The sequence below is a fragment of the Massilia sp. BKSP1R2A-1 genome (assembly GCF_050586525.1).
Taxonomy (GTDB): domain Bacteria; phylum Pseudomonadota; class Gammaproteobacteria; order Burkholderiales; family Burkholderiaceae_D; genus Telluria.
The window spans coordinates 52185-76474 of record NZ_JBOBRE010000002.1 but is presented as its reverse complement, the minus strand read 5'-3'; the positions used below and the strand labels follow the sequence as shown (position 1 = coordinate 76474).

At 64.9% G+C, this 24290-nt stretch carries 18 protein-coding genes; 12 read left to right on the top strand and 6 right to left on the bottom strand.

What is annotated here, in order from left to right; all coding sequences use genetic code 11:
* Positions 1–151 precede the first annotated feature (151 nt).
* On the top strand, positions 152–433 hold the full coding sequence (locus ACQ7JA_RS03655; RefSeq protein ID WP_430894615.1) for a polyhydroxyalkanoic acid system family protein: 282 nt from the start codon (positions 152–154) through the stop codon (positions 431–433).
* Positions 434–631: 198 nt separating this feature from the next.
* Here ACQ7JA_RS03655 and ACQ7JA_RS03650 read toward each other — a convergent pair whose 3' ends face one another.
* Together ACQ7JA_RS03650 and ACQ7JA_RS03645 are read right to left on the bottom strand one after the other, a co-directional pair.
* Complete coding sequence (locus tag ACQ7JA_RS03650; RefSeq protein ID WP_159696209.1) at positions 632–886, bottom strand: acyl-CoA-binding protein; 255 nt, start codon at positions 884–886, stop codon at positions 632–634.
* Positions 887–1025: 139 nt separating this feature from the next.
* On the bottom strand, positions 1026–1382 hold the full coding sequence (locus ACQ7JA_RS03645) for an FKBP-type peptidyl-prolyl cis-trans isomerase (RefSeq protein ID WP_430894613.1): 357 nt from the start codon (positions 1380–1382) through the stop codon (positions 1026–1028).
* 142 nt (positions 1383–1524) lie between these two features.
* Between ACQ7JA_RS03645 and ACQ7JA_RS03640 the strand changes: the two genes are divergently transcribed.
* Positions 1525–2334, top strand: coding sequence for an EI24 domain-containing protein (locus tag ACQ7JA_RS03640; RefSeq protein ID WP_430894611.1), 810 nt, complete (start codon positions 1525–1527; stop codon positions 2332–2334).
* A 6-nt stretch (positions 2335–2340) separates the two neighbouring features.
* Here ACQ7JA_RS03640 and ACQ7JA_RS03635 read toward each other — a convergent pair whose 3' ends face one another.
* Positions 2341–3012 carry a DNA alkylation repair protein gene (locus ACQ7JA_RS03635; protein ID WP_430894609.1) on the bottom strand — a complete coding sequence of 224 codons (672 nt, stop codon included), beginning with the start codon at positions 3010–3012 and terminating at the stop codon, positions 2341–2343.
* 74 nt (positions 3013–3086) lie between these two features.
* On the opposite strand from ACQ7JA_RS03635, the gene ACQ7JA_RS03630 reads away from it, so the two are divergent.
* The 4 genes from ACQ7JA_RS03630 (at position 3087) to ACQ7JA_RS03615 (ending at position 10802) form a co-directional block, all read left to right on the top strand.
* On the top strand, positions 3087–3872 hold the full coding sequence (locus ACQ7JA_RS03630; protein WP_430894607.1) for a competence/damage-inducible protein A: 786 nt from the start codon (positions 3087–3089) through the stop codon (positions 3870–3872).
* Between the two features lie 443 nt (positions 3873–4315).
* Positions 4316–7414 carry a transglycosylase domain-containing protein gene (locus ACQ7JA_RS03625; RefSeq protein ID WP_430895393.1) on the top strand — a complete coding sequence of 1033 codons (3099 nt, stop codon included), beginning with the start codon at positions 4316–4318 and terminating at the stop codon, positions 7412–7414.
* A gap of 35 nt (positions 7415–7449) precedes the next feature.
* The gene (locus ACQ7JA_RS03620) at positions 7450–8787 is read left to right on the top strand and encodes a TAXI family TRAP transporter solute-binding subunit (protein ID WP_430895390.1); all 1338 of its coding nucleotides are present in this window, start codon (positions 7450–7452) and stop codon (positions 8785–8787) included.
* A 71-nt stretch (positions 8788–8858) separates the two neighbouring features.
* Entirely contained in the window at positions 8859–10802 is a 1944-nt protein-coding gene (locus tag ACQ7JA_RS03615; protein WP_430894605.1) for a CocE/NonD family hydrolase, read from the top strand.
* Between the two features lie 125 nt (positions 10803–10927).
* Here the strand turns inward: ACQ7JA_RS03615 and ACQ7JA_RS03610 are convergent, their stop codons facing one another.
* Complete coding sequence (locus tag ACQ7JA_RS03610; protein WP_430894603.1) at positions 10928–11386, bottom strand: rhodanese-like domain-containing protein; 459 nt, start codon at positions 11384–11386, stop codon at positions 10928–10930.
* Positions 11387–11674: 288 nt separating this feature from the next.
* Between ACQ7JA_RS03610 and glnA the strand changes: the two genes are divergently transcribed.
* The 5 genes from glnA to corA all read left to right on the top strand — a co-directional run bounded on the left by glnA (position 11675) and on the right by corA (position 17449).
* A complete protein-coding gene (gene glnA / locus ACQ7JA_RS03605) occupies positions 11675–13090 on the top strand; it encodes a type I glutamate--ammonia ligase (RefSeq protein WP_430894601.1) in 1416 nt (471 codons plus the stop codon).
* 159 nt (positions 13091–13249) lie between these two features.
* Positions 13250–13780, top strand: coding sequence for a DUF4124 domain-containing protein (locus ACQ7JA_RS03600; RefSeq protein WP_430894599.1), 531 nt, complete (start codon positions 13250–13252; stop codon positions 13778–13780).
* Between the two features lie 21 nt (positions 13781–13801).
* Positions 13802–14875, top strand: a complete 1074-nt coding sequence (glnL, locus tag ACQ7JA_RS03595; RefSeq protein ID WP_430894597.1) for a nitrogen regulation protein NR(II) — start codon at positions 13802–13804, stop codon at positions 14873–14875.
* Positions 14876–14937: 62 nt separating this feature from the next.
* Positions 14938–16416, top strand: coding sequence for a nitrogen regulation protein NR(I) (gene ntrC / locus ACQ7JA_RS03590; RefSeq protein WP_430894595.1), 1479 nt, complete (start codon positions 14938–14940; stop codon positions 16414–16416).
* A gap of 64 nt (positions 16417–16480) precedes the next feature.
* On the top strand, positions 16481–17449 hold the full coding sequence (corA, locus tag ACQ7JA_RS03585) for a magnesium/cobalt transporter CorA (protein ID WP_430894593.1): 969 nt from the start codon (positions 16481–16483) through the stop codon (positions 17447–17449).
* 123 nt (positions 17450–17572) lie between these two features.
* Here corA and ACQ7JA_RS03580 read toward each other — a convergent pair whose 3' ends face one another.
* Both ACQ7JA_RS03580 and ACQ7JA_RS03575 read right to left on the bottom strand, forming a co-directional pair.
* Positions 17573–18367 (bottom strand): EamA family transporter, encoded by a 795-nt coding sequence (locus ACQ7JA_RS03580; protein ID WP_430895374.1) that lies wholly within the window; start codon positions 18365–18367, stop codon positions 17573–17575.
* A gap of 56 nt (positions 18368–18423) precedes the next feature.
* Positions 18424–20040, bottom strand: a complete 1617-nt coding sequence (locus tag ACQ7JA_RS03575) for an NAD(P)/FAD-dependent oxidoreductase (protein WP_430894591.1) — start codon at positions 20038–20040, stop codon at positions 18424–18426.
* 713 nt (positions 20041–20753) lie between these two features.
* Here ACQ7JA_RS03575 and ACQ7JA_RS03570 point away from each other — a divergent pair.
* Positions 20754–23840, top strand: a complete 3087-nt coding sequence (locus tag ACQ7JA_RS03570) for a TonB-dependent receptor (RefSeq protein ID WP_430894589.1) — start codon at positions 20754–20756, stop codon at positions 23838–23840.
* Positions 23841–24290 lie beyond the last annotated feature (450 nt).

Here is a 24290-nt window from a genome sequence, read left to right as displayed (position 1 = left end):
ATGACCATGGTCGCGCGCCGGGCGGCGTGGACATTGACGAAAGTCAATTGAGCTATATTGAAGAGCAGACAGCACCGTTGGACTGGCTTAGTCCGCTTCCAGGTGGCATCATTGCGGATTGTCTCGCAACAGATTGAAGGAAACAGACTCCATGTCGGAAATCAGCATCGTCCAGGAACATAACCTGAGCCCGGAACAGGCGCGCGACGCGGCCCAGCAGGTGGCCCAGCGCATCGCCACGGAATATGGCCTGGCATGCAAATGGGATGGCGACGTCCTGCGCTTCGAACGCAGCGGGGTGGAGGGCGCCCTGACCCTGGAAGACCAGCGCGCCGCGATGCGCATCCGCCTGGGCTTCTTCATGGGGGCATTCGCCCCGGCCATCGAGGCCAAGGTGGCGGAGAAGATGCGGAAGGTCTTCGTTCCGGGGTGAGCAGCGAGAACCGTAGGGTGGTGCGGCTCCACCGGGTGCCTTGATCAGCCAGTGGCGTGGATGCCGCCCGCGCGTTCAAACAGCCTGTGAATTGCCGCGCGGTCTGTTCCAAGGGGAGTTGAACGCGTGGGCGGGGGACCGTCCACCCTACAAAAACGGCCACCCGCAGGTGGCCGTCAACGAGGGGAGCTATGAAGCTCAGCCCTTCAGTTCCTCGATCAGGTCGATGTACTGCTGCATCGCGTCTTCCTGGGAGGTGCCCTTCAGGGCGGCCCAGGCGTCGAACTTGGCGCGGTTGACGAAGTCGGTCATGCCGGGGCGCTCGCCGGTGGCGTCGCCGCTCGCGCCCTGCTTGTACAGCGCGTAAATCTTCAGCAAGGTCATGTTGTCCGGGCGTTCCGGCAGATTCTTGGATTCGGCCTGGGCCTGGGCGAACTGTTCTTGCAAGCTCATGAGTACTCCTCTAGTTGGTTGCGTTGGCAATATATTATGCGCAGGCATCTTAGCCCAGGAGGAGGGCGTACGCCGGGAATCCGGGCGCATTTTAGAGGGGATGCTCAGGCGGCGCCGACAGGACGCCGCCTGGGGAGTCTTAGACGGCGAGCAGTTCGACGTCGAAGATCAGGGTGGCGTTCGGCGGAATCACGCCGCCGGCGCCGCGCGCGCCGTAGCCGAGGCTTGCCGGGATGGTCAGGCGGCGCTGGCCGCCGACCTTCATGCCCTGCACGCCTTCGTCCCAGCCGCGGATCACGTGGCCGGCGCCCAGCGCGAACTCGAAGGGGTCGTTGCGGTCCTTGCTCGAATCGAACTTGGCGCCCTGGCTGCCGTCGTCGTTGCGCAGCCAGCCGGTGTAGTGGACGGTGACGTGCTGGCCGGCTTTCGCCTCGGCGCCGCTGCCGACGACGGTGTCTTCGTATTGCAGGCCGGAATCAGTGGTAATGGTGGACATGGTATTCCCTGTTGTTCAAGTTGAAGGGCGATTGTAGTGCATCGCACAAGGCTTTGCGTAGAATGGCCATATTGAAAAGACGACAAGGAGCCGCGATGCCGACCAACAGCGCCCGTGCAGACCACCACTGGAAGGATATGCCATGAAGGGCGTCGGCCTGGCTTACCGGCGCGCCCTCGGCGCCCAGTTCTCGCGCCGCATGCTGGTCCTGTCGACCGCGCCGCTGGCGCTGTCGCTGCTGCTGTGGGGCTTCGTGCTGTGGACCGGCCTGCAGCCCCTGCTCGACTGGCTGCAGGAAACCTTCGCGCAATACGAGATCTTCCAGGCCAGCGGCAGCATGCTGTCCATGCTCGGCCTGGGCGTGCTGAAAGTGATGGTGATCCCGCTGCTGGCGATCGCGCTGCTGCTGCCCCTGATGATTGCCTCGGCCCTGCTGTTCATGGGCGTGATCGCCATGCCGGCGATCGAGCGCCACGTCGGCAATAGCCAGTACCCGAAGCTGGAGAAGAAGCAGGGCGGTTCCTTCATCGGCAGCGTCGGCATCAATCTCGGCAGCACGGCGGTGTTCGCGATGCTGTGGCTCCTCACCCTGCCGCTGTACGCGGTCCCGCCGCTTGCCTGGCTGGTGCAGGCCTGCCTGTGGGCCTGGGTGACCTCGCGCGTGATGAGCTACGACGCGCTGGCGGCCCACGCCAGCCCCGAGGAAAGGCGGGAGCTGATGCGCCGCCACCGCGGCGCGCTGCTGGCGATCGGCTTCGCCTCCGGCCTGGCCGGGGCGCTGCCCGGCATCGCCTGGATGGGCGGAGCCCTGATCTCGATCGTGCTGTTCCCGGTCCTGGCCATGCTGTCGCTGTGGCTCTACATCATGATCTTCCTGTTCGCCGGGCTGTGGTTCCAGTATTACTGCCTGGGCGCCCTGGACGAGCTGCGCGCGGGGACGGCGCCGGCCTGACGTCCCCTAGCGCAGGTGCTTGCGCGCTTCGCGGACCGTGAGCGGAGACAGCAGGTCTTCGTGCGCATCGACGAAGCGCCTGACGTTCTGCGGCGCCCATTTGGCATAGTCGCGCAGCGCCCAGCCGATCGCCTTGCGGATGAAGAATTCGCGCTCGGGCGCCAGGCGCAGCGCATAGCCGAACAGACGCGCTTCATCGGTCTCGCGGCGCCAGCCCAGCTGGTGGGTCATGGCGATGCGGCGGATCCAGAAGGATTCGTCGAGCAGGGCGGCATCCATGGCCTCCTGCGCGCCGGCGGTTCGGTGCGCACGAAGCAGCCTGCCGATCACGCCCGCCATGCCGTCGACCGTCTCCCACCAGGGCTTGCGGCGCGCCAGCGCAAGCAGGGGACCGATGGCGCCGACGGGCAGCTCCTTGCGGCGCAGGTCGAGCAGGTCGATGGCCGCGTACTGGAATTCGCGCAGGGGTTCGTCCCACAGGCGCCCGGCCAGTTCCAGCAGCGCGGGCCAGGGCATGCGTGGCGCCCATTCCCTCACGGCCGCACGCCGTGCGGGCGTCGCCACACCGAGAAAATCGAACTGGTCGCGCTGGTAGGCGCGCATGGACAGCGCCCGCGCGGGGTCGGCAAGCAGCGCCAGGCGTGTCTTCAAACTGTCGAGCGGATCGGGTGTCGTCATGTTTCTTGTCAAATTTCCGCGTCAACCGGACCGGTGGCTGCGCCGTTCAAGAAGGATAGGCATGGGGAGAACGCATGGGATTCGGCTTGATCGTCGTGGGCGACGAAATCCTGTCCGGCAGGCGCCAGGACAAGCATTTCAGCAAGGTGGTCGAGCTGCTCGGCGCGCGCGGCCTGCAGCTCGACTGGGCGGAATTCGTCGGCGACGATCCGCCGCGCCTCACCGCCACCCTGCAGCGCAGCTTCGCCGGCAAGGACATCGTGTTCAGCTGCGGCGGCATCGGCGCCACGCCGGACGACCATACGCGCCAGTGCGCGGCGGCCGCGCTCGGCCTGCCCCTGGTCCTGCATCCGGAAGGGCGGCGCAACATCGAAGAGCGGATCCGCGAGACGGCGCGCGAAGCAGGGGGCGAGCCCGACTTCGCTGCGCCCGACAATCTGCAGCGCCTCAAGATGGCCGAATTCCCGCAAGGCGCCGAACTGATCCCGAATCCCTACAACCGCATCGCCGGTTTCACGGTCGCCGACCATCACTTCGTGCCGGGCTTCCCGGTAATGGCCTGGCCGATGATAGCCTGGGTGCTCGAGACCCGCTATGCCCATCTGTTTCACGCCAGCGCCTTCGAGGAACGTTCGCTGCTGGTGTTCGAGGCCGCCGAGGCCGCGCTGACGCCGCTGATGGAAGCGCTGCAGCGGGACTATCCCGGCGTCCGGGTCTTCAGCCTGCCCAGCGTGGGCGACGACGGCAAGCGCCGCCACATCGAACTGGGCGTGAAAGGCGAGCCCGCGCGAGTGGCGGCGGCGTTCGCCGCGATGCGCTCGGAACTGGAGCGCCGCGGCGCCGACATCGGCCCTGTGTAGGACTCGATGCCGTCCAGCTAACTCTGCCGTTGTTTTTTTGCGAAAATGCTTCGTGCGCATCAAATTTGTTAAACCGTGTCTCGCGCGTGTCGTATTGATGTGGTGGAATGATACCTGTGGAGGTGCAATCCTGAGTGAGCTTGCACCGCGCGTTTTGCGACCTGACGCGAGCAATCACTCGATCGAACCAGCAGCACGGATGGCAGGCAGGTTGGCGGGGATTGCGCGCGTTTTTGATTCAAACCAGTTGAGCCATCATGGAAAGTAATCGCCGTTTCAAACGGCCCAGTCTTCTCTCCCGCGTTCTCTCCAGCTTGCGCGGACGATTCACCTTCGGCGTGGCCGGCGGCGCACCCGTGCTCGCGTCCGCGGGCGGCAACGACGTTCCCCTGTACGAAGCCTATCCCCACCTGGCCAGCGGCGCTGCGCCCGGCCGCAGCCGCGTGCCGCCGGCCGAGCCGCCGGAAGGCGAGGGGCCCGAAGGCGCGCCTGACAACAAGCCCACCGGGGCGCCGCGCAAGCGCCGCTTCAAGACCTGGTTCTACGTTGCGCTCCTGATCCTGCTGGTGCTGCTGGGCGGCTGGGGCGCGCTCGAGATCCGCACCTCGCGCCTGCAGGCCAGGATCTTCGCCGGCATGGCGCAAGACCTGACGTATCGCATGGACAAGGGGCCGAGCAAATCGATCCGCTTCCCGGCCGCCAGCCCCTACGACACGCGCCTGGGCTACGCCAACATGCCGTCCTACCTGGACAAGCTGCAGTCGCGCGGCTATCACATCGACGCCCAGGCCCGCATCTCGCCCAAGATGATCGAGATGGCCGACCGCGGCCTCTACGCCACCTATCACGAGAAGACCAAGGTCGGCCTCGAGATCCTCGACTGCCGCGCCCAGCCCCTGTTCGCCTCGCGCTTCCCCGAGCGCTTCTACCACGAGTTCAAGGACGCGCCGCCGCTGCTGGTGCAAAGCCTGCTGTTCATCGAGAACCGCGAGCTGCTCGACCCGGCCTACCCGCACCGCAACCCGGCGGTGGAGTGGGACCGCTTCTCGAAGGCGGTGTTCGACAAGACCCTGAGCACCGTGGGCCTGGGCGGCGAAGGCCGCGTGGCCGGCGGCTCGACGCTCGCGACCCAGATCGAGAAATACCGCCATTCGCCGGAAGGCCGCACCGGTTCGCTGTCGGACAAGATGATCCAGATGGCCTCGGCCACCCTGCGCGCCTACCAGGACGGCGAAGACACGACCAGGGCGCGCCGCCAGATCGTGCTCGACTACCTGAATACCGTGCCGCTGTCGGCCAAGCCGGGCTACGGTGAAGTCAACGGCATCGGCGACGGCATGTGGGTCTGGTACGGCCGCGACTTCGAGGAGCTGTCCCGTCTCCTCAAGGGGCCGATGAATACTCCCGAGGCGGTCACCGCCTACAAGGAAGCGCTGTCCCTGATGATCGCGCAGCGCCGCCCGGCCTACTACCTGGGCGCGGGCGAACACGACCTCGAAACGCTGACCAACAGCCACCTGCGCGTGCTGGCCCAGGCCGGGGTGATCTCGCCGCAGCTGCGCGACGCCGCCCTGAAGGTCGAGCTGCACCCGGCCCAGGGCTCGGGCGTGGCCGCGCCGGGCGCCGACGCCTTCGTCTCGCGCAAGGCCGCCAATGCCGTGCGCAACCACCTGGGCTACCTGGTGGGCGATTCGCGCCTGTACAACCTCGACCGCCTCGACCTGTCGGTGGTCTCGACCCTGGACGCCGGCGTGCAGCAGGCCGTCACCGACGCGCTGCGCAAGCTGTCGGACGCCGAGCACGCGAAGGCCGCGGGCCTGACCGGCAAGGGCCTGCTCGGCAACGGCGACCCGTCCCAGGTGGTCTACAGCTTCACCCTGATGGAGCGCGGCGAGCACGTGAACTACCTGCGCGTCCAGACCGACAACTACGACCAGCCGCTCGACATCAACGAGGGCGCCAAACTGGACCTCGGCTCGACCGCCAAGCTGCGCACCCTGGTGACCTACCTCGACATCGTCGACCAGCTGCACAAGCGCTACGAGCCGATGGACAAGATCGGCCTGATGGGCGTGGAGACCGACCCGAAGGACCGCATGTCGCAGTGGGCCGTCGAATACTTCCAGCAGCTGCCGGACGGCGCCGACCGGGGGCTCAAGCCCATGCTCGCCGCGGCCATGGAACGCAAGTACTCGGCCAACCCGGGCGAAGCCTTCTTCACCGGCGGCGGCCTGCACACCTTCGGCAACTTCAGCAAGCTGGACAACAGCAAGATCATGACGGTCACCGAGGCGCTGCGCAATTCGACCAACCTGGTGTTCGTGCGCATGATGCGCGACGTGGTGCGCTACTACATGTTCCAGCTGCCCGGCTCCTCGGCCCAGCTGCTGGCCGACGCCGACGACCCGCGCCGCCAGACCTATCTGGCGCGCTTCGCCGACAACGAGGGCAAGGTCTTCCTGGCCAAGTTCTGGAACAAGTACAAGGGCAAGACCTCGCAGGAAGTCGTGGACCTGCTGTTCTCCGGCGTGCGTCCGATGGCCTCGAAGCTGGCCGCGGCCCACCGCACCGTGTTCCCGGATGCGACGATGGAGCAGTTCGGGGCGTTTGTCGACAAGAGCCTGCCGCCCTCGCACGACATGGATGCGGACCGCATTCCGAAGATGTACGAGATGTACGACGTGAAGAACATGTCGCTCGCCGACCGCGGCTACGTGGCCTCGGTCCACCCGCTCGAACTGTGGCTGGTGAGCTACCTGCGCACCCACCCGAACGCCGGCTGGACCGAAGTCACCAACGCCAGCGTCCAGCAGCGCCAGGACGTCTACTCGTGGCTGTTCAAGACCCACCGCAAGCACGCCCAGGACAAGCGCATCGCCGGCCTGATCGAAGTCGAAGCCTTCCTCAAGATCCACGCCCAGTGGAAGAAGATGGGCTATCCCTTCGACTCCCTGGTGCCGTCCTACGCGACCACGCTGGGCGCCTCGGCCGATCGTCCGGCCGCGCTGGCCGAACTCATGGGCATCATCGTCAACGGCGGCGTGAGAAAGCCCGTCGAGCGCATCGACTCGCTGCACTTCGCCAAGGACACGCCCTACGAGACCCTGGTCAAGCGCACCAAGGGCGGCGGCAAGGAGCAGGTTCTCGCGCCCGAAGTTGCCCGTACCGTGGCCGACGCCATCCAGGGCGTGGTCAGCGACGGTACCGCCAAGCGCGTGAAGACCGCCTTCGTGCAGCAGGACGGCAGCGTGATCGCCGTCGGCGGCAAGACCGGTACCGGCGACCAGCGCTTCGAGGTGTATGCGCGCGGCGGCCGCGTGATCGAGTCGCGCTACGTGAACCGCTCGGCGACCTTTGTCTTCAACATCGGCGAACGCTACTTCGGCAGCATGACTGCCTACGTGCACGGTCCGCAGTCCGGCGACTACGACTTCACCAGCGCGCTGCCGGTGCAGCTGCTGGCCAACCTGGCGCCGAGCCTGATGCCGATGATCGAACCGCCCGCGGGCAGCGTGGCCGCGCAGCGGCAGTGCGTGCGTTGAAGGGCAGGGCCGCGGTCAAGCGCGCCGTGACGCGCATGCGCCAGTTCAGCATCGTGTCCCTGCGCGACCTCCTGGTCGCATCGGGGCCGACCCTGCTGGCGGTGATCGCGGTGGCCGTGCTGGCCTATCTCTGGGTCGACCCGGCGCCGCCGCGCAAGCTCACCATGGCCACCGGCCAGTTCAACAGCGCCTACCAGGAATTCGGCCGCCAGTACGCGGCCATCCTGGCGCGCGACGAGATCACGCTCACGCTCGAACCCTCGCTCGGTTCGCAGGACAACCTGGAGCGCCTCATTGCGGGCAAGGCCGACGTCGCATTCGTCCAGAGCGGCTCCACCGTGGATGGGCAGGCCGAGCGCGAAGGGCTGGTCTCGCTGGGCAGCCTGTTCACCGAGCCGGTCTGGCTGTTCCTGCGCGAGTCGGCCAAGGTAAATCACCTGACCGAGCTGAAGGGAAAACGCATCAACCTGGGGCCCGAAGGCACGGGCGTGCCGCGCCTGTTCCGCCAGGTGCTGGATGCGAACGGCATCGAGGCGAAGGACCTGCAGATCGGCGCGCTGGAAAACACCCCGGCCACGATGGAGCTGCTGGCCGGCCGCATCGACGGCCTGGTATTCAGCTCCGCCCCGGAAGCCCCCTTGATCCAGATGCTGCTGCAGACGCCCGGCATCAAGCTCTTCAATTTCACCCAGGCCGACGCCTACACCCGCCGCCTGCCATTCCTGACCCATGTGGTGCTGCCGCGCGGGATCGTCGACCTGGGCCGCGACATCCCCAGCCAGGACTATCACCTGATCGCGCCGACCGCGACCCTGGTCGCGCGCGAGGATCTGCATCCGGCCCTGGTGGGCCTGCTGGTGAAATCGGCCGGCGAGATCCACGGCAAGGCAGGCTGGTTCCAGCAGCAGGGCCAGTTCCCGTCGCCGAAGTACACCGAAATCCCCGTGGCGCGCGAAGCGGAGCGCTACTACCGCGACGGCCCTCCCTTCCTGCAGCGCTATATGCGGTTCTGGCTGGCCAACCTGGCCGAGCGCCTGTGGGTGGTCGTGGTGGCGCTGGCGGCCCTCCTGATCCCGCTGTCGAAGATCGTGCCGCCCATCTACGTGTGGCGCGTGCGCTCGCGCGTTTACAGGTGGTATGGCGAGCTGCGCAAGGTCGAGCAGGAGCTCGAGACGACGCCTTTTGACGCGCGCGAGGCGGCGCGTGAGGGACTGCTGCTGCGCCTCGAAGAAATCGAGGATCGCGTGAACCACATCTCGATTCCGCTGGCCTACGCGGAGGAGCTGTACCGCCTGCGCAGCCACATCAATTTCGTGCGCGAGCGGGTGCGCGGCACCATCGACATGCATGGCCGGGCCACCTCGAAGGGATGATGCGTAAATAACAAAATTCTCTAAGGAAAAGGATTACACTGGCGGTCTTTGTTCCGCATCCGAAGGAAGCCATGATCCGCCGTCCCCTTTCCGCCCTGGCCCTGGGCGCGCTGCTGGCCTGCGCCGGCGCCCATGCCGCCAACGAATCCGTCCACGCCGACGCGCCCGCCCAGCAGCGCAACCCGCGCGAGCACTACACCAAGTACGAGTACCAGATCCCGATGCGCGACGGCGTCAAGCTGTTCACGGTGGTGTATGTGCCGAAGGACAGCTCGAAAGCCTACCCCTTCCTGATGCAGCGCACGCCGTACAGCGCCGGTACCCGTGCGGACGGTGAAACGCGCTACGGCGTCGACTGGTTCCCGCGCGCGCTCAGCCCGACGCCGGAACTGGAGCAGTCCGGCTATATCTTCGTGACCCAGGACGTGCGCGGCCGCTACATGTCGGAAGGCAGCTGGCAGGAGATGACCCCGCACGCCAAGGCCAAGCGCGAGAAGGGCGAGGGCAGCGAGAGCGAAGACATGTACGACACCGTCGAATGGCTGCTCAAGCACATCCCGAACAACAATGGCAAGGTCGGCATCTGGGGCATCAGCTATCCCGGCTTCTACACCGCCGCCAGCATCATCGACTCGCACCCGGCGATCAAGGCTGCCTCGCCGCAGGCGCCGATCGCCGATCTCTACATGGGCGACGACTCCTACCACGGCGGCGCCTTCATGCTGTCGGCGAACTTCGATTTCTACACGAACTTCCTGCCGCAGAAGAACCCGACCCTGCCGAACCGCGCGCGCTCCAGCTTCGAGTACGGCGAGGCCGACGCCTACGACTTCTTCCTCAAGCGCCTGACGATGCCGAACATCCTCGCGACGCTGAGCGCCGAACAGCGCGCGCTGCTCGAGCCCACCATCGTGCACGACACCTACGACGAGTTCTGGCGCTCGCGCGCGATCACGCCGCACATGAAGAACGTGAAGGCGGCCGTGCTGACGGTCGGCGGCTGGTTCGACGCGGAAGACCCGGCCGGACCCTTCGCGATCTACGACGCGGTCGGCAAGTACAACCCGAAGACGCCGAATGCCCTGGTGATCGGTCCCTGGGTGCACGGCGGCTGGGCCGGCAGCGACGGCGCGCGCCTGGGCCACGTGAGCTTCGATGCCAAGACCAGCGAGTACTACCGCCGCGAGATCCAGTTCCCCTTCTTCGAGCAGCACCTGAAGGGCGTGAAACCCGCGCGCACGCTGGCCAATGTGAACGCCTTCGAGACCGGCACCAATGTCTGGCGCACGTATTCGGCCTGGCCGCCGGCGCCGGCGAAAGCGAAGACCCTGTACTTCGGCCCGAACGGCACCCTGAGCTGGCAGCAGCCGGCCAGCAGCGGCACGGGCTACGACGAATACGTCGCCGATCCGCGCAAACCGGTTCCCTACATCGGCTACGCCGCCACCGGCGTGCCGCGTGAGTACATGGTCTCGGACCAGCGCTTCGCCGCCACCCGCCCCGACGTGCTGGTCTACCAGAGCGAGGTGCTGGAACAGGACGTGACCGTTGCCGGCCCCGTGCTGCCGAAACTCGTCGTCTCGACCACCGGGACGGATGCGGACTGGGTGGTCAAGCTGATCGACGTCTACCCGGCCGAGTACCCGACTCCACAAGCTGAGCGCAAGGGCAACGACGTCGGCCCGCCGTCGGTGAACATGGGCGGCTTCCAGCAGCTGGTGCGCGGCAATCCGCTGCGCGGCAAGTTCCGCAACAGCTTCGAGAAGCCCGAGCCTTTCACCCCGGGCAAGCAGGAGGCGCTCAGCTTCGACATCGGCCAGGTCAACCACACCTTCCGCCGCGGCCACCGGATCATGGTGCAGGTGCAGAGCTCCTGGTTCCCGCTGGTCGACCTGAATCCGCAGACCTTCGTGCACATCCCGAAAGCGAAGCCGGAGGATTTCCAGAAGGCGACCCAGCGCGTCTACCGCGCGCCGGGCGCGGCCTCAGGCCTGCAGCTGATGGTGATGCCGTAGGGTGGGCAATCCTTTGCCCACGCGTTCAACTCTCGCATGCGCATCACAGCGCTTCCGTAAGCTGAACGCGTGGGCAAGAAACTTGCCCACCCTACAAAAGCTCAGGGCCGTATCGACGATACCGGCTACGCCCCAATCCAGGGCAAGCCCGCCTTGCACCACCCACCCACCGTCTTGCGATGCCCCTGCTCGTCGCGATCCCCCTCGAAGCCTTCCAGGATGTCGTAGGACTGCGCAAAGCCGTTTTCGGTCGCCACGCGCGCGCTGTGGCGCGAGCGCACGCCCGAGCGGCACAGGAAGAGCAGCACCTCGTCCTTGCGCGCGACCTTGTCCAGCTGGGCGGCGAAGTCTGGGTTCGGCTGGCCCCCGGGGTAGGTGGCCCATTGCACCGCCACGTGCTGGGATTCGGGGACGGCGACCTTGCCGACCCAGTCGCGCTCGGCATTGGTGCGCACGTCGACCAGTTTCACGCGCGGATCGCTCTGCAGGAGGGCGAATGCTTCTTCCGGCGTGACGGCGCCGGCATAGGGCTGGCCAGGGGCGCGCCCGCGGGCGCCGGCGAGGATGGATTCGGAAGTACTCATGAGCATCGGTCCATTTTTAGAGAATAAAAAGCATTGCACCAACTTGGTTCGGTGTATCCTGCGCTGCGATGGTGCATCGCACCCGAGTGGTGCACTCATTTGGTGCGAGTGTATTCACGGCGTGACAGTGACCATGCACCGATTGTAGGACCAGCACGAGCGAATTCCAACGAAGCATTGTGCATTTACTCATAACGCTGGGTTGGCACGGTTCATGCTTTGAAGTAGAGCAAGTTGCCGTTCCGTGAAGATGTGGGACGGCACCCCCTTTTCAATCAGGAGATACGAATGGCAAAGACGGCTGCAGACGTAATTCAACTCATCAAAGACAACGAAGTGAAATTCGTTGACTTGCGCTTCGCGGACACCCGCGGCAAGGAGCAGCACGTGACCGTCCCCGTGTCGCACTTCGACGAAGACAAGTTCGAGTCGGGCCACGCCTTCGACGGTTCGTCGATCGCCGGCTGGAAGGGCATCGAAGCCTCGGACATGCTCCTGCTGCCGGACCCGAACACCGCCAATCTCGACCCCTTCATGGAAGAGACCACCCTGTTCATGCAGTGCGACGTGATCGAACCGTCGGACGGCAAGGGCTACGACCGCGACCCGCGCTCGATCGCCAAGCGCGCCGAAGCCTACCTGAAGTCCTCGGGCATCGGCGACACCGCCTACTTCGGCCCGGAACCGGAATTCTTCATCTTCGACTCGGTCCGCTGGAAGATCGACATGTCGGGCTGCTTCGTCAAGATCGATTCGGATGAAGCGTCCTGGTCGACCGACAAGGAAATCGAAGGCGGCAACAGCGGCCACCGTCCGACCGTCAAGGGCGGCTACTTCCCGGTCCCGCCGGTCGACAGCTTCCAGGACATGCGTTCGGAAATGTCGCTGATCCTCGAATCGATGGGCATCCCGGTCGAAGTGCACCACCATGAAGTGGCCGGCGCCGGCCAGAACGAACTCGGCACCAAGTTCTCGACCCTGGTCGAGCGCGCCGACTGGACCCAGAACCTGAAGTACGTGATCTGGAACGTGGCCCACAGCTACGGCAAGACCGCGACCTTCATGCCGAAGCCGATGAACGGCGATAACGGCTCGGGCATGCACGTGCACCAGTCGATCTGGAAGGACGGCAAGAACCTGTTCGCGGGCGACGGCTACGCCGGCCTGTCGGAAACCGCCCTGTACTACATCGGCGGCATCATCAAGCACGCACGCGCGCTGAACGCGATCACCAACCCGGGCACCAACTCGTACAAGCGCCTGGTGCCGGGCTACGAAGCCCCGGTCAAGCTGGCCTACTCGGCACGCAACCGTTCGGCCTCGATCCGCATCCCGCACGTGGCGAACCCGAAAGGCCGCCGCATCGAGACCCGCTTCCCGGATCCGCTGGCCAACGTCTACCTGTGCTTCGCCGCGCTGCTGATGGCCGGCCTGGACGGCATCCAGAACAAGATCCACCCGGGCGAAGCCGCGACCAAGGACCTGTACCACCTGCCGCCGGAAGAAGACAAGCTGATCCCGACCGTGTGCGCTTCGCTGGAAGAAGCGCTGGAAGCCCTGGACAAGGACCGCGAGTTCCTGACCCGCGGCGGCGTGTTCAGCGACAGCATGATCGACGCCTACATCGACCTGAAGATGCAGGAAGTGCAGCGTCTGCGCATGACCCCGCACCCGGCCGAATTCGACATGTACTACTCGTCGTAATCAAGTGGTCAACACAAGCGTTGCGCGGGTGCGTCACCATGCGTAAGGCTATGTAACAAAGGCGGGGAAAGCGAGGGCTTTCCCCGCCTTTTTTCATGCTTGCTGTATAGTCGGGCCGTTCTACAATATGTGCACGTTTATTGTGCAAATTGATTTCTGATGGGAACGACAATTAGCTTCTACCGCTTTTTCCGCGCCGCCGCGGTCCTCGCCGTCGGCCTCGCGCTCCACCATGGCGCTCAGGCGCAGGGCGCCGTCTACAAATGCGTGGACGAGCATGGCCGCGTGGAATTCACCGACCAGAACCGCAAGGGCTGCAAGCAGCTCGAGAGCTTCTTCTCGAGCGCGCCGGCGCCAGTGCGCGCCTCGGCGCCGATCCCGGCCGTGCGTGCCAGCGGCAGCACCGGCCCGGCGCCGACCGCCAGCCCGACCAGCTTCCCGCGCGTGGACAGCGCCCAGCAGCGCGCCCGCGACGACGACCGCCGCGAGATCCTGAACGACGAGCTGCGCGCCGAGCAGAAGAAACTGGCGGACCTGCGCAAGGACTTCAACGGCGGCGAGCCCGAACGCATGGGCAACGAGCGCAACTACGCCAAGTACCAGGAACGCGTGGCCTCGATGCGCGACGAGATCGGCCGCACCGAACGCAATATCGAAGCGCTGCAGCGCGAGATCACGAATATCAGATAACGACGGATACGACAGGACTGCATGAGCGAACCAGGCGACCATTCACGCTACGCGGGCCTCGACCTGCTGGCATCCAGCGTGCTGCTGGTCGGCCCCGAGGTCGACGTGCGCTACGCCAACCCGGCCGCCGAGAACCTGCTCGAACTCTCGCTCAAGTCGCTGCAGCGCGCGCCGCTGACCGAGCTGTTCACCAACGGCCAGGAACTCAGCGCCCTGTGCGCCCAGGCGCTGGCCCACCAGTACGCCGACCTGCGCCAGGACCTGGCCCTGCAGCGCAACGGCCGCGAGCCCCTGCACGTGAACTCCATCGTCAGCGCACTGGGAGAGGGGATGCTGCTGATCGAGCTGCGCGAGAACGTCCAGCAGCTCAAGCTCGACCGCGAGGAGCGCATCCTCGACCAGAGCCAGGCCAACAAGGAACTCATTCGCAACCTGGCGCACGAGATCAAGAATCCCCTCGGCGGGATCCGCGGGGCCGCCCAGCTGCTGGAACTCGAGCTGCCGCCCCACCACCTGCTCGAACTGCAGGAATACACGCAAGTCATCATCAAGGAAGCCGACCGCCTGCAGACCCTGGTCGACCGCCTGCTGGCGCCGCACCGCAAGCCCCACATCGTCGGCGACGTCAATATCCACGAGGTCTGCGAGCGCGTGCGCAGCCTGATCCTCGCCGAATTCCCCACGGGCCTGACCATCCGGCGCGACTACGACGCCTCGATCCCCGAGTTCCGGGGCGATATGGAGCAGCTGATCCAGGTCGTCCTGAACATCGCCCACAACGCCGCCCAGGCCCTCAGGCATCGCATCGCCGAGGGCGACGCCGAGATCGTGCTGCGCACCAGGGTGGCGCGCCAGGTCACCCTGGCCAAGGTCCGCTACGGGCTGGCATTAGATTTGCATATCATCGACAATGGACCGGGCATCGCGCCCGAGATCCGCGACCGCATCTTCTACCCGCTCGTGTCGGGGCGCGAAGGCGGCAGCGGCCTCGGCCTGACGCTGGCGCAGACCTTCGTGCAGCAGCACCTGGGTGTGATCGAGTGCGAAAGCCGGCCTGGACTGACGGATTTCCGGATTCTGCTGCCGCTGCCATAAGCGGGGCATGTGGTATCCGCCGTGAGTCCCCGAACCATCCATATTGCGGGAACCACGAACACATGAAACCAATCTGGATTGTCGACGACGACGCATCGATCCGCTGGGTGCTGGAGAAAGCCCTGGCGCGCGAAAGCCTGGAGACCCGCAGCTTCGCCAACGCGCGCGACGCCATGAACGCTTTTGAATCCGACACGCCGCAGGTGCTGGTGTCGGACATCCGCATGCCGGGCGAATCGGGCATCGACCTCCTGCAGGCCGTGAAGGCCCGCCATCCGGGCCTGCCGGTCATCATCATCACCGCCTTTTCCGACCTCGATTCGGCGGTCGCTTCCTTCCAGGGCGGCGCTTTCGATTATCTCGCCAAGCCCTTCGACATCGACAAGGCCGTGGCCCTGATTCGCCGCGCACTCGAGGAAAGCCTGCGCGAAGCCAGCGTCGAAGCTGCGCCCGCCGAGACGCCCGAGATCCTCGGTCACGCCCCGGCCATGCAGGAAGTCTTCCGCGCCATCGGGCGCCTGTCGCAGTCGAACGTGACGGTCCTGATCACCGGCGAATCGGGCACCGGCAAGGAGCTGGTCGCGCGCGCCCTGCACAAGCACAGCCCGCGCGCCTCCCAGCCCTTCATCGCCCTGAACACGGCGGCGATCCCGAAGGACCTGCTGGAATCGGAACTCTTCGGCCACGAACGCGGCGCCTTCACCGGCGCCCAGGCCATGCGGCGCGGCCGCTTCGAGCAGGCCGAGAACGGCACGCTCTTCCTTGATGAAATCGGGGACATGCCCTTTGATTTACAAACCCGTCTTCTGCGGGTGCTGTCCGACGGCCACTTCTACCGCGTGGGTGGGCACCAGCCGGTAAAAGCCAATGTGCGCGTGATCGCGGCCACCCACCAGAACCTCGAACAGCGCGTGCGCGACGGCCTGTTCCGCGAAGACCTGTACCACCGCCTGAACGTGATCCGCCTGCGCCTGCCGTCCCTGCGCGAGCGCAGCGAGGACATTCCGATCCTCGCGCGCCACTTCCTGGTGCAGAGTGCACGCCAATTGGGCGTCGAACCGAAGCGCCTGTCCGAGCCGGCCATGCGATTCCTCGCCGGCCTGGAACTGCCTGGGAATGTGCGCCAGCTGGAAAACCTGTGCAACTGGATCACCGTGATGGCGCCCGGCCAGACGGTGGAGGTGAAGGACCTGCCGCGCGACCTGACGCAAGGCGCGCCCCCGCCCTCGACCCTGCAGGACGCCGGCCTGCCCGGCATGCCGGCACCGGCAGCCGCTGCCGCGCCTGCACCTATCCAGGTGCAGGCGGCGCCGGATGGCTGGATCGGTTTGCTGGAGCTGCAGGCGGCCGGCATGCTGAGCGCCGGCCAGATGGACGTGATGGACATCCTCGGCCGCCAGTTCGAGTCGGCCCTGATCAAGACGGCGCTCAAGCACACCCACGGGCGCAAGAACGACGCCGCGATGCGGCTCGGGATCGGCCGCAACACCATCACGCGCAAGATCGTCGAGCTTGGGATAGACGGCGCACGGGACGAGTAGGGCCGATGGTGTAAGCTGGCGCTTATTTGCTTGTTACTTGCTTGTTACGCCCCTTACACCATCCATGCTGATCAACTGTGTCGCCTACCAGGAAGGCAAGAAGCTGTCCGATATCCCCGTCGCCGACATCAGCGAGTACCTGAAACTGTCCGACACCTTCGTCTGGGTCGCCCTGCGCGACCCGGACAAGGAAGAAATCGCCGTCATGCAGGAAGAATTCAGCCTGCACGAACTGGCCGTCGAAGACGCCGCGCGTGGCCACCAGCGCCCCAAGATGGAGGAATACGGCGACTGCGTCTTCGTCATCGTCCACATCGTCGAACTCAATGGCGACGAACTCAATGCCGGCGAGCTGGCCATCTTCGCCGGCCCCAACTACGTGCTCTCGGTGCGGCGCGACGCCAACCAGGGTTTCCTGGGCGTGCGCGCCCGCGCCGAACGCGAGCCGCACCAGCTGAGAAAAGGTTCGGGCTTCGTGCTCTACGCCCTGGTCGACGCGGTGGTGGACCGCTACTTCCCGGTGGTCGATGCGCTCGAATCCGAGCTGGAATCGATCGAGGACCACATCTTCGGCCAGGTCGGCGAACAACGCGCCAACATCGAGCGCCTGTATGCCCTGAAACGCAAGTCGCAGGTGCTGCGCCACGCGGTGATTCCCCTGCTCGACGCCATCGGCCGCCTGCACGGCGGACGCGTGCCCGGCGTCGTGGTCGAGACCCAGGATTACTTCCGCGACGTGCACGACCACCTGCTGCGCATCCTGGGGCGCCTGGACGCAGTGCGCGACACCATCAACACAGCAATCCAGGTGACCCTGTCGATGGTGGCGATCGACGAGAACGACATCAGCAAGAAGCTCGCCTCGTATGCGGCGATCTTCGCCGTCTTCACGGCCTTTGCCGGCATCTGGGGCATGAACTTCGAGTTCATGCCGGAGCTGAAATGGAAGTACGGCTACCCGTTCGCGCTGGCGATCATGGGCGGGGTGTGTTTCTACCTGTACCGGCGTTTCAAGAAGGCCGGCTGGCTCTGATGTTCGGGCCTGGTTTTCTTAGGGTGGACGGCTACGCCGTCCGCGCGTTCAACTGACTGGTGAACAGACGCGAGCGGGCGACTCGACTGAAGTTTGAACGCGCGGCCGGCAGAGCCGACCACCCTACTTTGCAGTGGCAGCTGCGCCGCCGCAGGCGACGATCACCAGCGCGATCGCCAGCCACTGCATGAAGGTCAGCATCTCGCCCAGCACCACGAAGCCCGCCAGCGCCGCGAACGCGGGGCCGGCGCTGACCAGGATGCCGAACACGCGCTGCGGCAGCTTTGCCAGCGCCGCCATCTCGAGCGTGTAGGGCAGGGCGCTGGACAGCACCGCCACCGCCAGGCCACCCAGCAGCACGGAGGAGTCGAGCAGGGCGGCGCCGGCGTGCGCCACGCCGACCGGCACCGTGAACAGCGCCGCCGCCAGCATGCCCCAGGCGACCGCATGCCCGCCGTTCAGTCCGGAGACACGCTTGCCGAACACGATGTACATCGCCCAGCAGAAGGCTGCACCGAGCGCGTAGGCCACGCCGAGCGGATCCAGGGGAGGGACGCCTGCGTGGACCGGCGCCAGCAGCCACAGGCCAAGGGCGGCCAGCAGGACCCAGCCGAGATCGCGTGCGCGGCGCGAGGACAGCACCACCACGGCCAGGGGACCGACCACTTCGATGGCCACCGCGACCCCGATCGGGATGCGGGCGAAGGCGGCGTAGATCAGGAGGTTCATGCAGCCCAGCATCAGGCCGTAGACCAGCAGGTTGAGGGCGTCGCGGCGCGCGGGCAGCCGGCGCCAGGGGCGCACGATGGCGAGCATGATGGCGGCCGCCAGGCCGACCCGCACGGCGGTCACGCCCTGGGCGCCGACCAGGGGAAAGAGGTGCTTGGCCCAGGCGGCGCCGGCGTTCACCGACACCATCGAGGCCAGGATGGCCAGCCCCGGGCCGAGGGGACCGGATGCAGCCGGCGCGTCCCTCACGCGGTCATCGACAGGGCCACGGCTTCCGCGACGCGGATGCCGTCCACCGCCGCCGACATGATGCCGCCGGCGTAGCCCGCGCCTTCGCCGGCCGGGAACAGGCCGCGCGTGTTCAGGCTTTGCAGGTCGTCGTCCCTGCGCTTGATGCGGATCGGCGAGGAGGTGCGGGTCTCGACGCCGGTCAGCACCGCGTCGTGCTTGTAGTAGCCCTTGATCTGCTTGTCGAAGGCGACGAAGGCTTCGCGCATCGCGACAATCGCGTAGTCCGGCAGCGAAGGGGCGAGGTCGGTCAGGTGCACGGCCGGCTTGAAGGAGGGGACCACCGAACCGAACTCCTTCGAGGCCACGCCTTTCACGAAGTCGCCCATCAGCTGGCCCGGCGCATCGTAGTTGGAGCCGCCCAGGACATAGGCGCGCGACTCCAGCTCGCGCTGGAAGGCGATGCCGGCCAGCGGGTGGCCCGGATAGTCGTCGGGCGTGATGCCGACCACGATGGCGCTGTTGGCGTTGCGCTCGGCGCGCGAATACTGGCTCATGCCGTTGGTGACCACGCGGCCTTCCTCGCTCGAGGCCGCGACCACGGTGCCGCCGGGGCACATGCAGAAGCTGTAGACGGAGCGGCCGTTGGAGGCGTGGTGCACGATCTTGTAGTCGGCCGCGCCCAGCAGCTTGTTGCCGGCGTTCGGACCGAAGCGGCACACGTCGATGAGGGACTGCGGGTGCTCGACGCGGAAGCCGATCGAGAAGGGCTTGGCTTCGATGTACACGCCGCGCTCGTAGAGCAGCTCGAAGGTGTCGCGCGCGCTGTGGCCGATCGCCATCACCAGGTGGCGGGTCGGGATCTCTTCGCCGTTCGACAGGCGCACGCCCTGGACCTGGCGCACGCCGTTTTCCTCGCCCACGTAGATGTCGTCGACGCGGGTCTCGAAACGGATCTCGCCGCCCAGGGCGATGATCTCGGCGCGGATCTGCTCGACCATCTTGACCAGGCGGAAGGTGCCGATGTGCGGCTTGCTGACGTAGAGGATCTCTTCCGGCGCGCCGGCCTTCACGAACTCGGTCAGCACCTTGCGGCCGTAGTGTTTCGGGTCCTTGATCTGGCTGTACAGCTTGCCGTCCGAGAAGGTGCCGGCGCCGCCTTCGCCGAACTGCACGTTCGACTCGGTATTCAGTTTGCGCTTGCGCCAGAAACCGAAGGTGTCGACGGTGCGCTCGCGCACGATCTTGCCGCGCTCGAGCACCAGGGGATTCAGGCCCATCTGGGCCAGGATCAGGGCCACGAACATGCCGCACGGGCCCATGCCGACCACGATCGGGCGCGGGGTGCCGGGCACCGGTTTGGCGGTGGTGGCGAATTGGTAGCTGGTATCGGGCGCCGGCACGACGTACTGGTCGCCGGCCAAGCGCGCCAGCACCGCCGCTTCCCCGCGCACCTCGACGTCGAGGGCGTAGATCAGCACGATGGCCGTCTTCTTGCGCGCATCGTAGCTGCGCTTGAAGACGGTGAAGCCGAGCAGGTCCTCGCTGGCGATCCCCAGTCGCTGGAGGATGGCTTCGCGCAGCGCGGGGTCGGGGTGGTTCAGCGGGAGTTTGAGTTCGTTTATTCGGAGCATCGTAGGGCAGGGCGAAGGCAGGCTGACAACACGGTCGGCGCGGCGGCTCGGGGGAGGAAACGCGCGCAGGCAAAGCGCTATTTTACCGTGTTATGGCCCAGCGCCGCGACCGACAATCCAGGCGGTCGCATGCCTTGCAGTGCGGGCGCCGGCCGTTGGCGCCTGTTCAAGTGTAAATATTCTACTTTGTGGTATTTACTGGTAATTGTATTTTTTGTATTTTGCTGTGGTCCTGGTCGCTGCTGACGCGCGAGCGTGCGCATGGAGTGCTTGTCCATGTTTGAGGGATTTAACAGACTGTCCGATGGAGCCCGCCTTTTCACGATATTCGGGCCTTTTCATCATTATCATTAAAAGTTCGGACATTTGCTTTTTTGTCGAATATTATTCTTTGCATGAGCGTAAGTACAGTAAATATATGGCATATCGTGTTGATGACGAGATTTTTGGGTGTCAACTAAAATTTTAGATTGTTAACTGTTGTTTGTTTGCATATTTACACTTGTTGTCGTTGACGTCACAACTTTTCCTATGGTTTTATGCTTGGGTTGAGCTGGATGCAACCAGTAAGACGAGGAACAAATATTCCTCTTAAGCCCAGCGGGAGAGAAACCCGGCAGTTCAGGAGACGCGCTGCATCGCCTAGTGGCGAGGCAGCGCCGGCCTGCCGGTCGGAGGCGCTCCCGGTAACAAGAAAACGTTTAGGGAATCACATGTTGAAAAAAACTGTAGTAGCCCGCGCTCTGTCGATCGCCTTCAGCACCACGGCGCTTGCAATCGCGGTCGTTCCGCCGGCAATGGCGCAGTCGAACGCCTCCGGCTCGGTCTTCGGCAAGGTCGCCGCCGGCAGCGGCGACACGGTCGTACTCAAGAGCAACGACACCAACCAGACCCGTACCGTCACGCTGGATGCCAACGGCGGCTTCCGCGCCACCAGCCTCCCGATCGGCAGCTATACCGTTACCCTGCTCAAGAGCGGCGCTACGGTCGGCAGCACCCAGCTTGAAGTGCTGGCGGGCCAGGGTGTCGAAGCCCAGTTCGCCGGCGCCGCGCCGGCAGCCGGCCTGCAGTCGGTCCAGGTGACCGGCCGCCGCAACCGCATCGACGTCTCCAGCTCCGTCAACGGCGCCACGTTCACTGCCCGCGAACTGGAAAAGCTGCCGACCGGCCGCAACGTCGAATCGATCGTCCAGCTTGCTCCCAACACGACCCGCAGCGACCCCAGCTACCCGGCTGGCGCCAGTTTCGGTGGCGGCGCTGCTTCGGAAAACGCCTATTACATCAACGGCATGGTGGCGACCAACCCGCTGACCCAGCTCGGCGCGATGGAGCTGCCGTTCGGCGCGATCGCCCAGGCGCAGGTCCTGACCGGCGGCTTCGGCGTCGAATTCGGCCGTTCGACTGGCGGCGTGGTCAACATCACCACCAAGTCGGGCACCAACACCTGGGAAGCCGGCGCCATGGCGTCGATCACCCCGAAATCGACCCGCGCCAGCTACCGCGACCAGTACTACGCAAACACCGGCGTGCTGCCGAAGACCGACAATCAGCTCTATCTGCGCCGCGAAGACAATGAGCTGCAGCAGAAGCAGTACTCGGCCTATGTGGGTGGCCCGCTGATCCAGGACAAGCTGTTCGGCTTCGTCGCGCTGGAACAGACCCAGAGCGAGCAAAGCCTGGTGAACGGCACGACCGCCTCGACCGCGCTGGCTTCGAACGGCTGGCGTGATGCCAAGACCACGACCAAGCGCTATTTCGGTAAGCTGGACTGGAATATCAACGACGATCATCGTCTTGAATTCACGACCATCGGCGACCTGCCGGAAACCGACCTCAACTATCGTTCGTACAACTACGCTACCCGCGCGGTCGGCTCGGCAGTGAACTCCTCGATCCACCAGGAATATGGTCCGATCAACCCGAACGGCGGCAAGCTGAACAGCCTTCGCTACGTCGGCAACATCACCGAAGACCTGACCATCAACGTGCTGTACGGTAAGACCAAGGCCGACCACATCTATGAACCGACCGGCTACGATCCGACCCTGCTGCAGGTGACTGCATCGCCGGAGAACCGCTATCCTGGCCTGAACTACAACAGTGGCCAGCGTGTCACCGGCAGCATTCCGCTGAGCGGCGCGAGCGATGAGGTCACCTCGAAGCGCCTGGACCTCGAATACAAGATCGGCAACCATACCCTGCGCGCCGGCCTCGACAACAACAAGGCCGTCTCCATCAACGCAGGCGATGCCTACGCGGGCGGCGGTATCTGGACCTACCTGCGCAACGTCGACAAGAACGGCAATCCGGTCATCGACCGGCCCTTCTCCGCCGATGGCGGCACGGTTCCGGCGCTGGGCCAGTTCGGCGGCCTGGCAGCCCAGGGCTACTATGTCGGCAGGACCATCGTCTCGACCATCTCGAACGCTTATGCCGGTCAGGATGCCCAGTACATCGAAGACCGCTGGCAGGCAACCAAGGATCTGCTCGTGACCGTTGGCGTGCGCCGCGAAGGTTTCTACAACGCGAACCAGGACAACACCAAGTACATCGAGATGAAGAACCAGTACGCGCCGCGTGCGAACGTGGCGTGGGATGTGAACGGAGACAGCTCGTTCAAGGTCTACGGCAGTATTGGTCGTTACACCATCCAGATCCCGACCATGGTCGCGCTGCGTGGCGCCAACGGCTCGGTGTTCACCAACCAGTACTATGCCTACACCGGTACGGATGCGAACGGCCAGCCGACCGGCCTGACCCAGATGACCGGCGTCCTGTCGTCGAACAACGAGTTCGGACAGGCCAAGGATCCGAAGACGGTCGCAGCGCAGGACATGAAGCCGGCCTTCCAGGATGAGCTGACCATGGGCCTGGAGCGCCAGCTGACCCCGGACTACAACTTCGGCGTCAAGTTCACTTACCGTACCCTTCGCTCGACCATCGACGACACCTGCGACGGCCGTCCGTTCGAAGCCTACGCTGCGCGCAACAAGATCGATGCGTCCAACTGGCACTTCGGCTGCGCGACCTTCAACCCGGGTGAAGCGAACGACTTCTACGTCGATTACGCCGGCAACGGCCAGCACACCAAGGTTCACCTGACGAAAGAAGAACTTGGCTTCGACAAGCCGAAGCGCACCTACGCTGCACTGGACTTCTCGCTCGAGCATCCATACCGCAACGGCTGGTATGCCAAGGTGAATTACACCCTGTCGCGCAACAAGGGCAATACCGAAGGCCAGACGCTGTCGGATACCGCGACCGCCCAAGGCGATGTGGCGGCAACCCAGACCTGGGATTATCCTGAGCTGATGGTAGGCGCCTACGGTCTGCTGCCGAACGACCGCAAGCACCAGATCAAGGCCTACGGTTTCGTCGACCTGACCCCGGAACTGACCCTCGGCGGTAACCTGCTGCTGGCATCGGGCCGTCCTCGTTCTTGCTCGGGTACCAACCCGATCACGAGCGCGCCTGGCTGGGGCGGTCCGAACTACCAGTCGGCCTCGCGTTACTGCTTCGGTGCGACCGGTGCCGACAACGTGCTGGTCCCGCGTGGTAGCCTCGGTCGCCTCCCATGGGAAAAAACGCTGGACCTGAACCTGGTTTACAAACCCAAGTTCCTGGAAGGCCTGTCGCTGCGCGCGGATGTCTACAACGTGTTCAACAGCCAATCGATCTCGAAGGTGAACGAGCGTTACAACACCAACAACGCGCGTTACGCCCTCTACGAGATGGGTACGTACTTCACGCCGCCACGCGCTGCGAAGTTTACCGTCGAGTACAACCGCCGCTTCAAGTAATCATGCTCTGAACGCCTGTGGTCGCGATGGCCACAAGCGTGAACGGTAGCGCGGTCCACACCGCCTCAAAGCACCCCTCAGGCTCATGCCTCAGGGGTGCTTTTTTTTTGTCTGGCACAGGCGGGACAAGGCATTCCAGACGCCCAGAGCGTCAATACAGGAAAAGAGCAAACATGCTCCGTAACGCCCTTGTCAAGCATATTTCCTTTTGCAGAGCACAAGCATTTTCCTGCTGAGGGGTGAAGCGTTCCGGACATACATATTGCTGCGACGCAGCGCGTCACCTTTCGCACCAATTTGTGACTGCTGAGCAAAAATGGTGCACACCAAAAATCCCAGCGAAAACACTGCTTTTCCCCCAAATCGGCGATAAAAATATTGGTGCGATGCACCAAAATAATACTTTTATGCTCCTATCGCATATCAAATTGGAAAGTGTTGTAAGTGTGC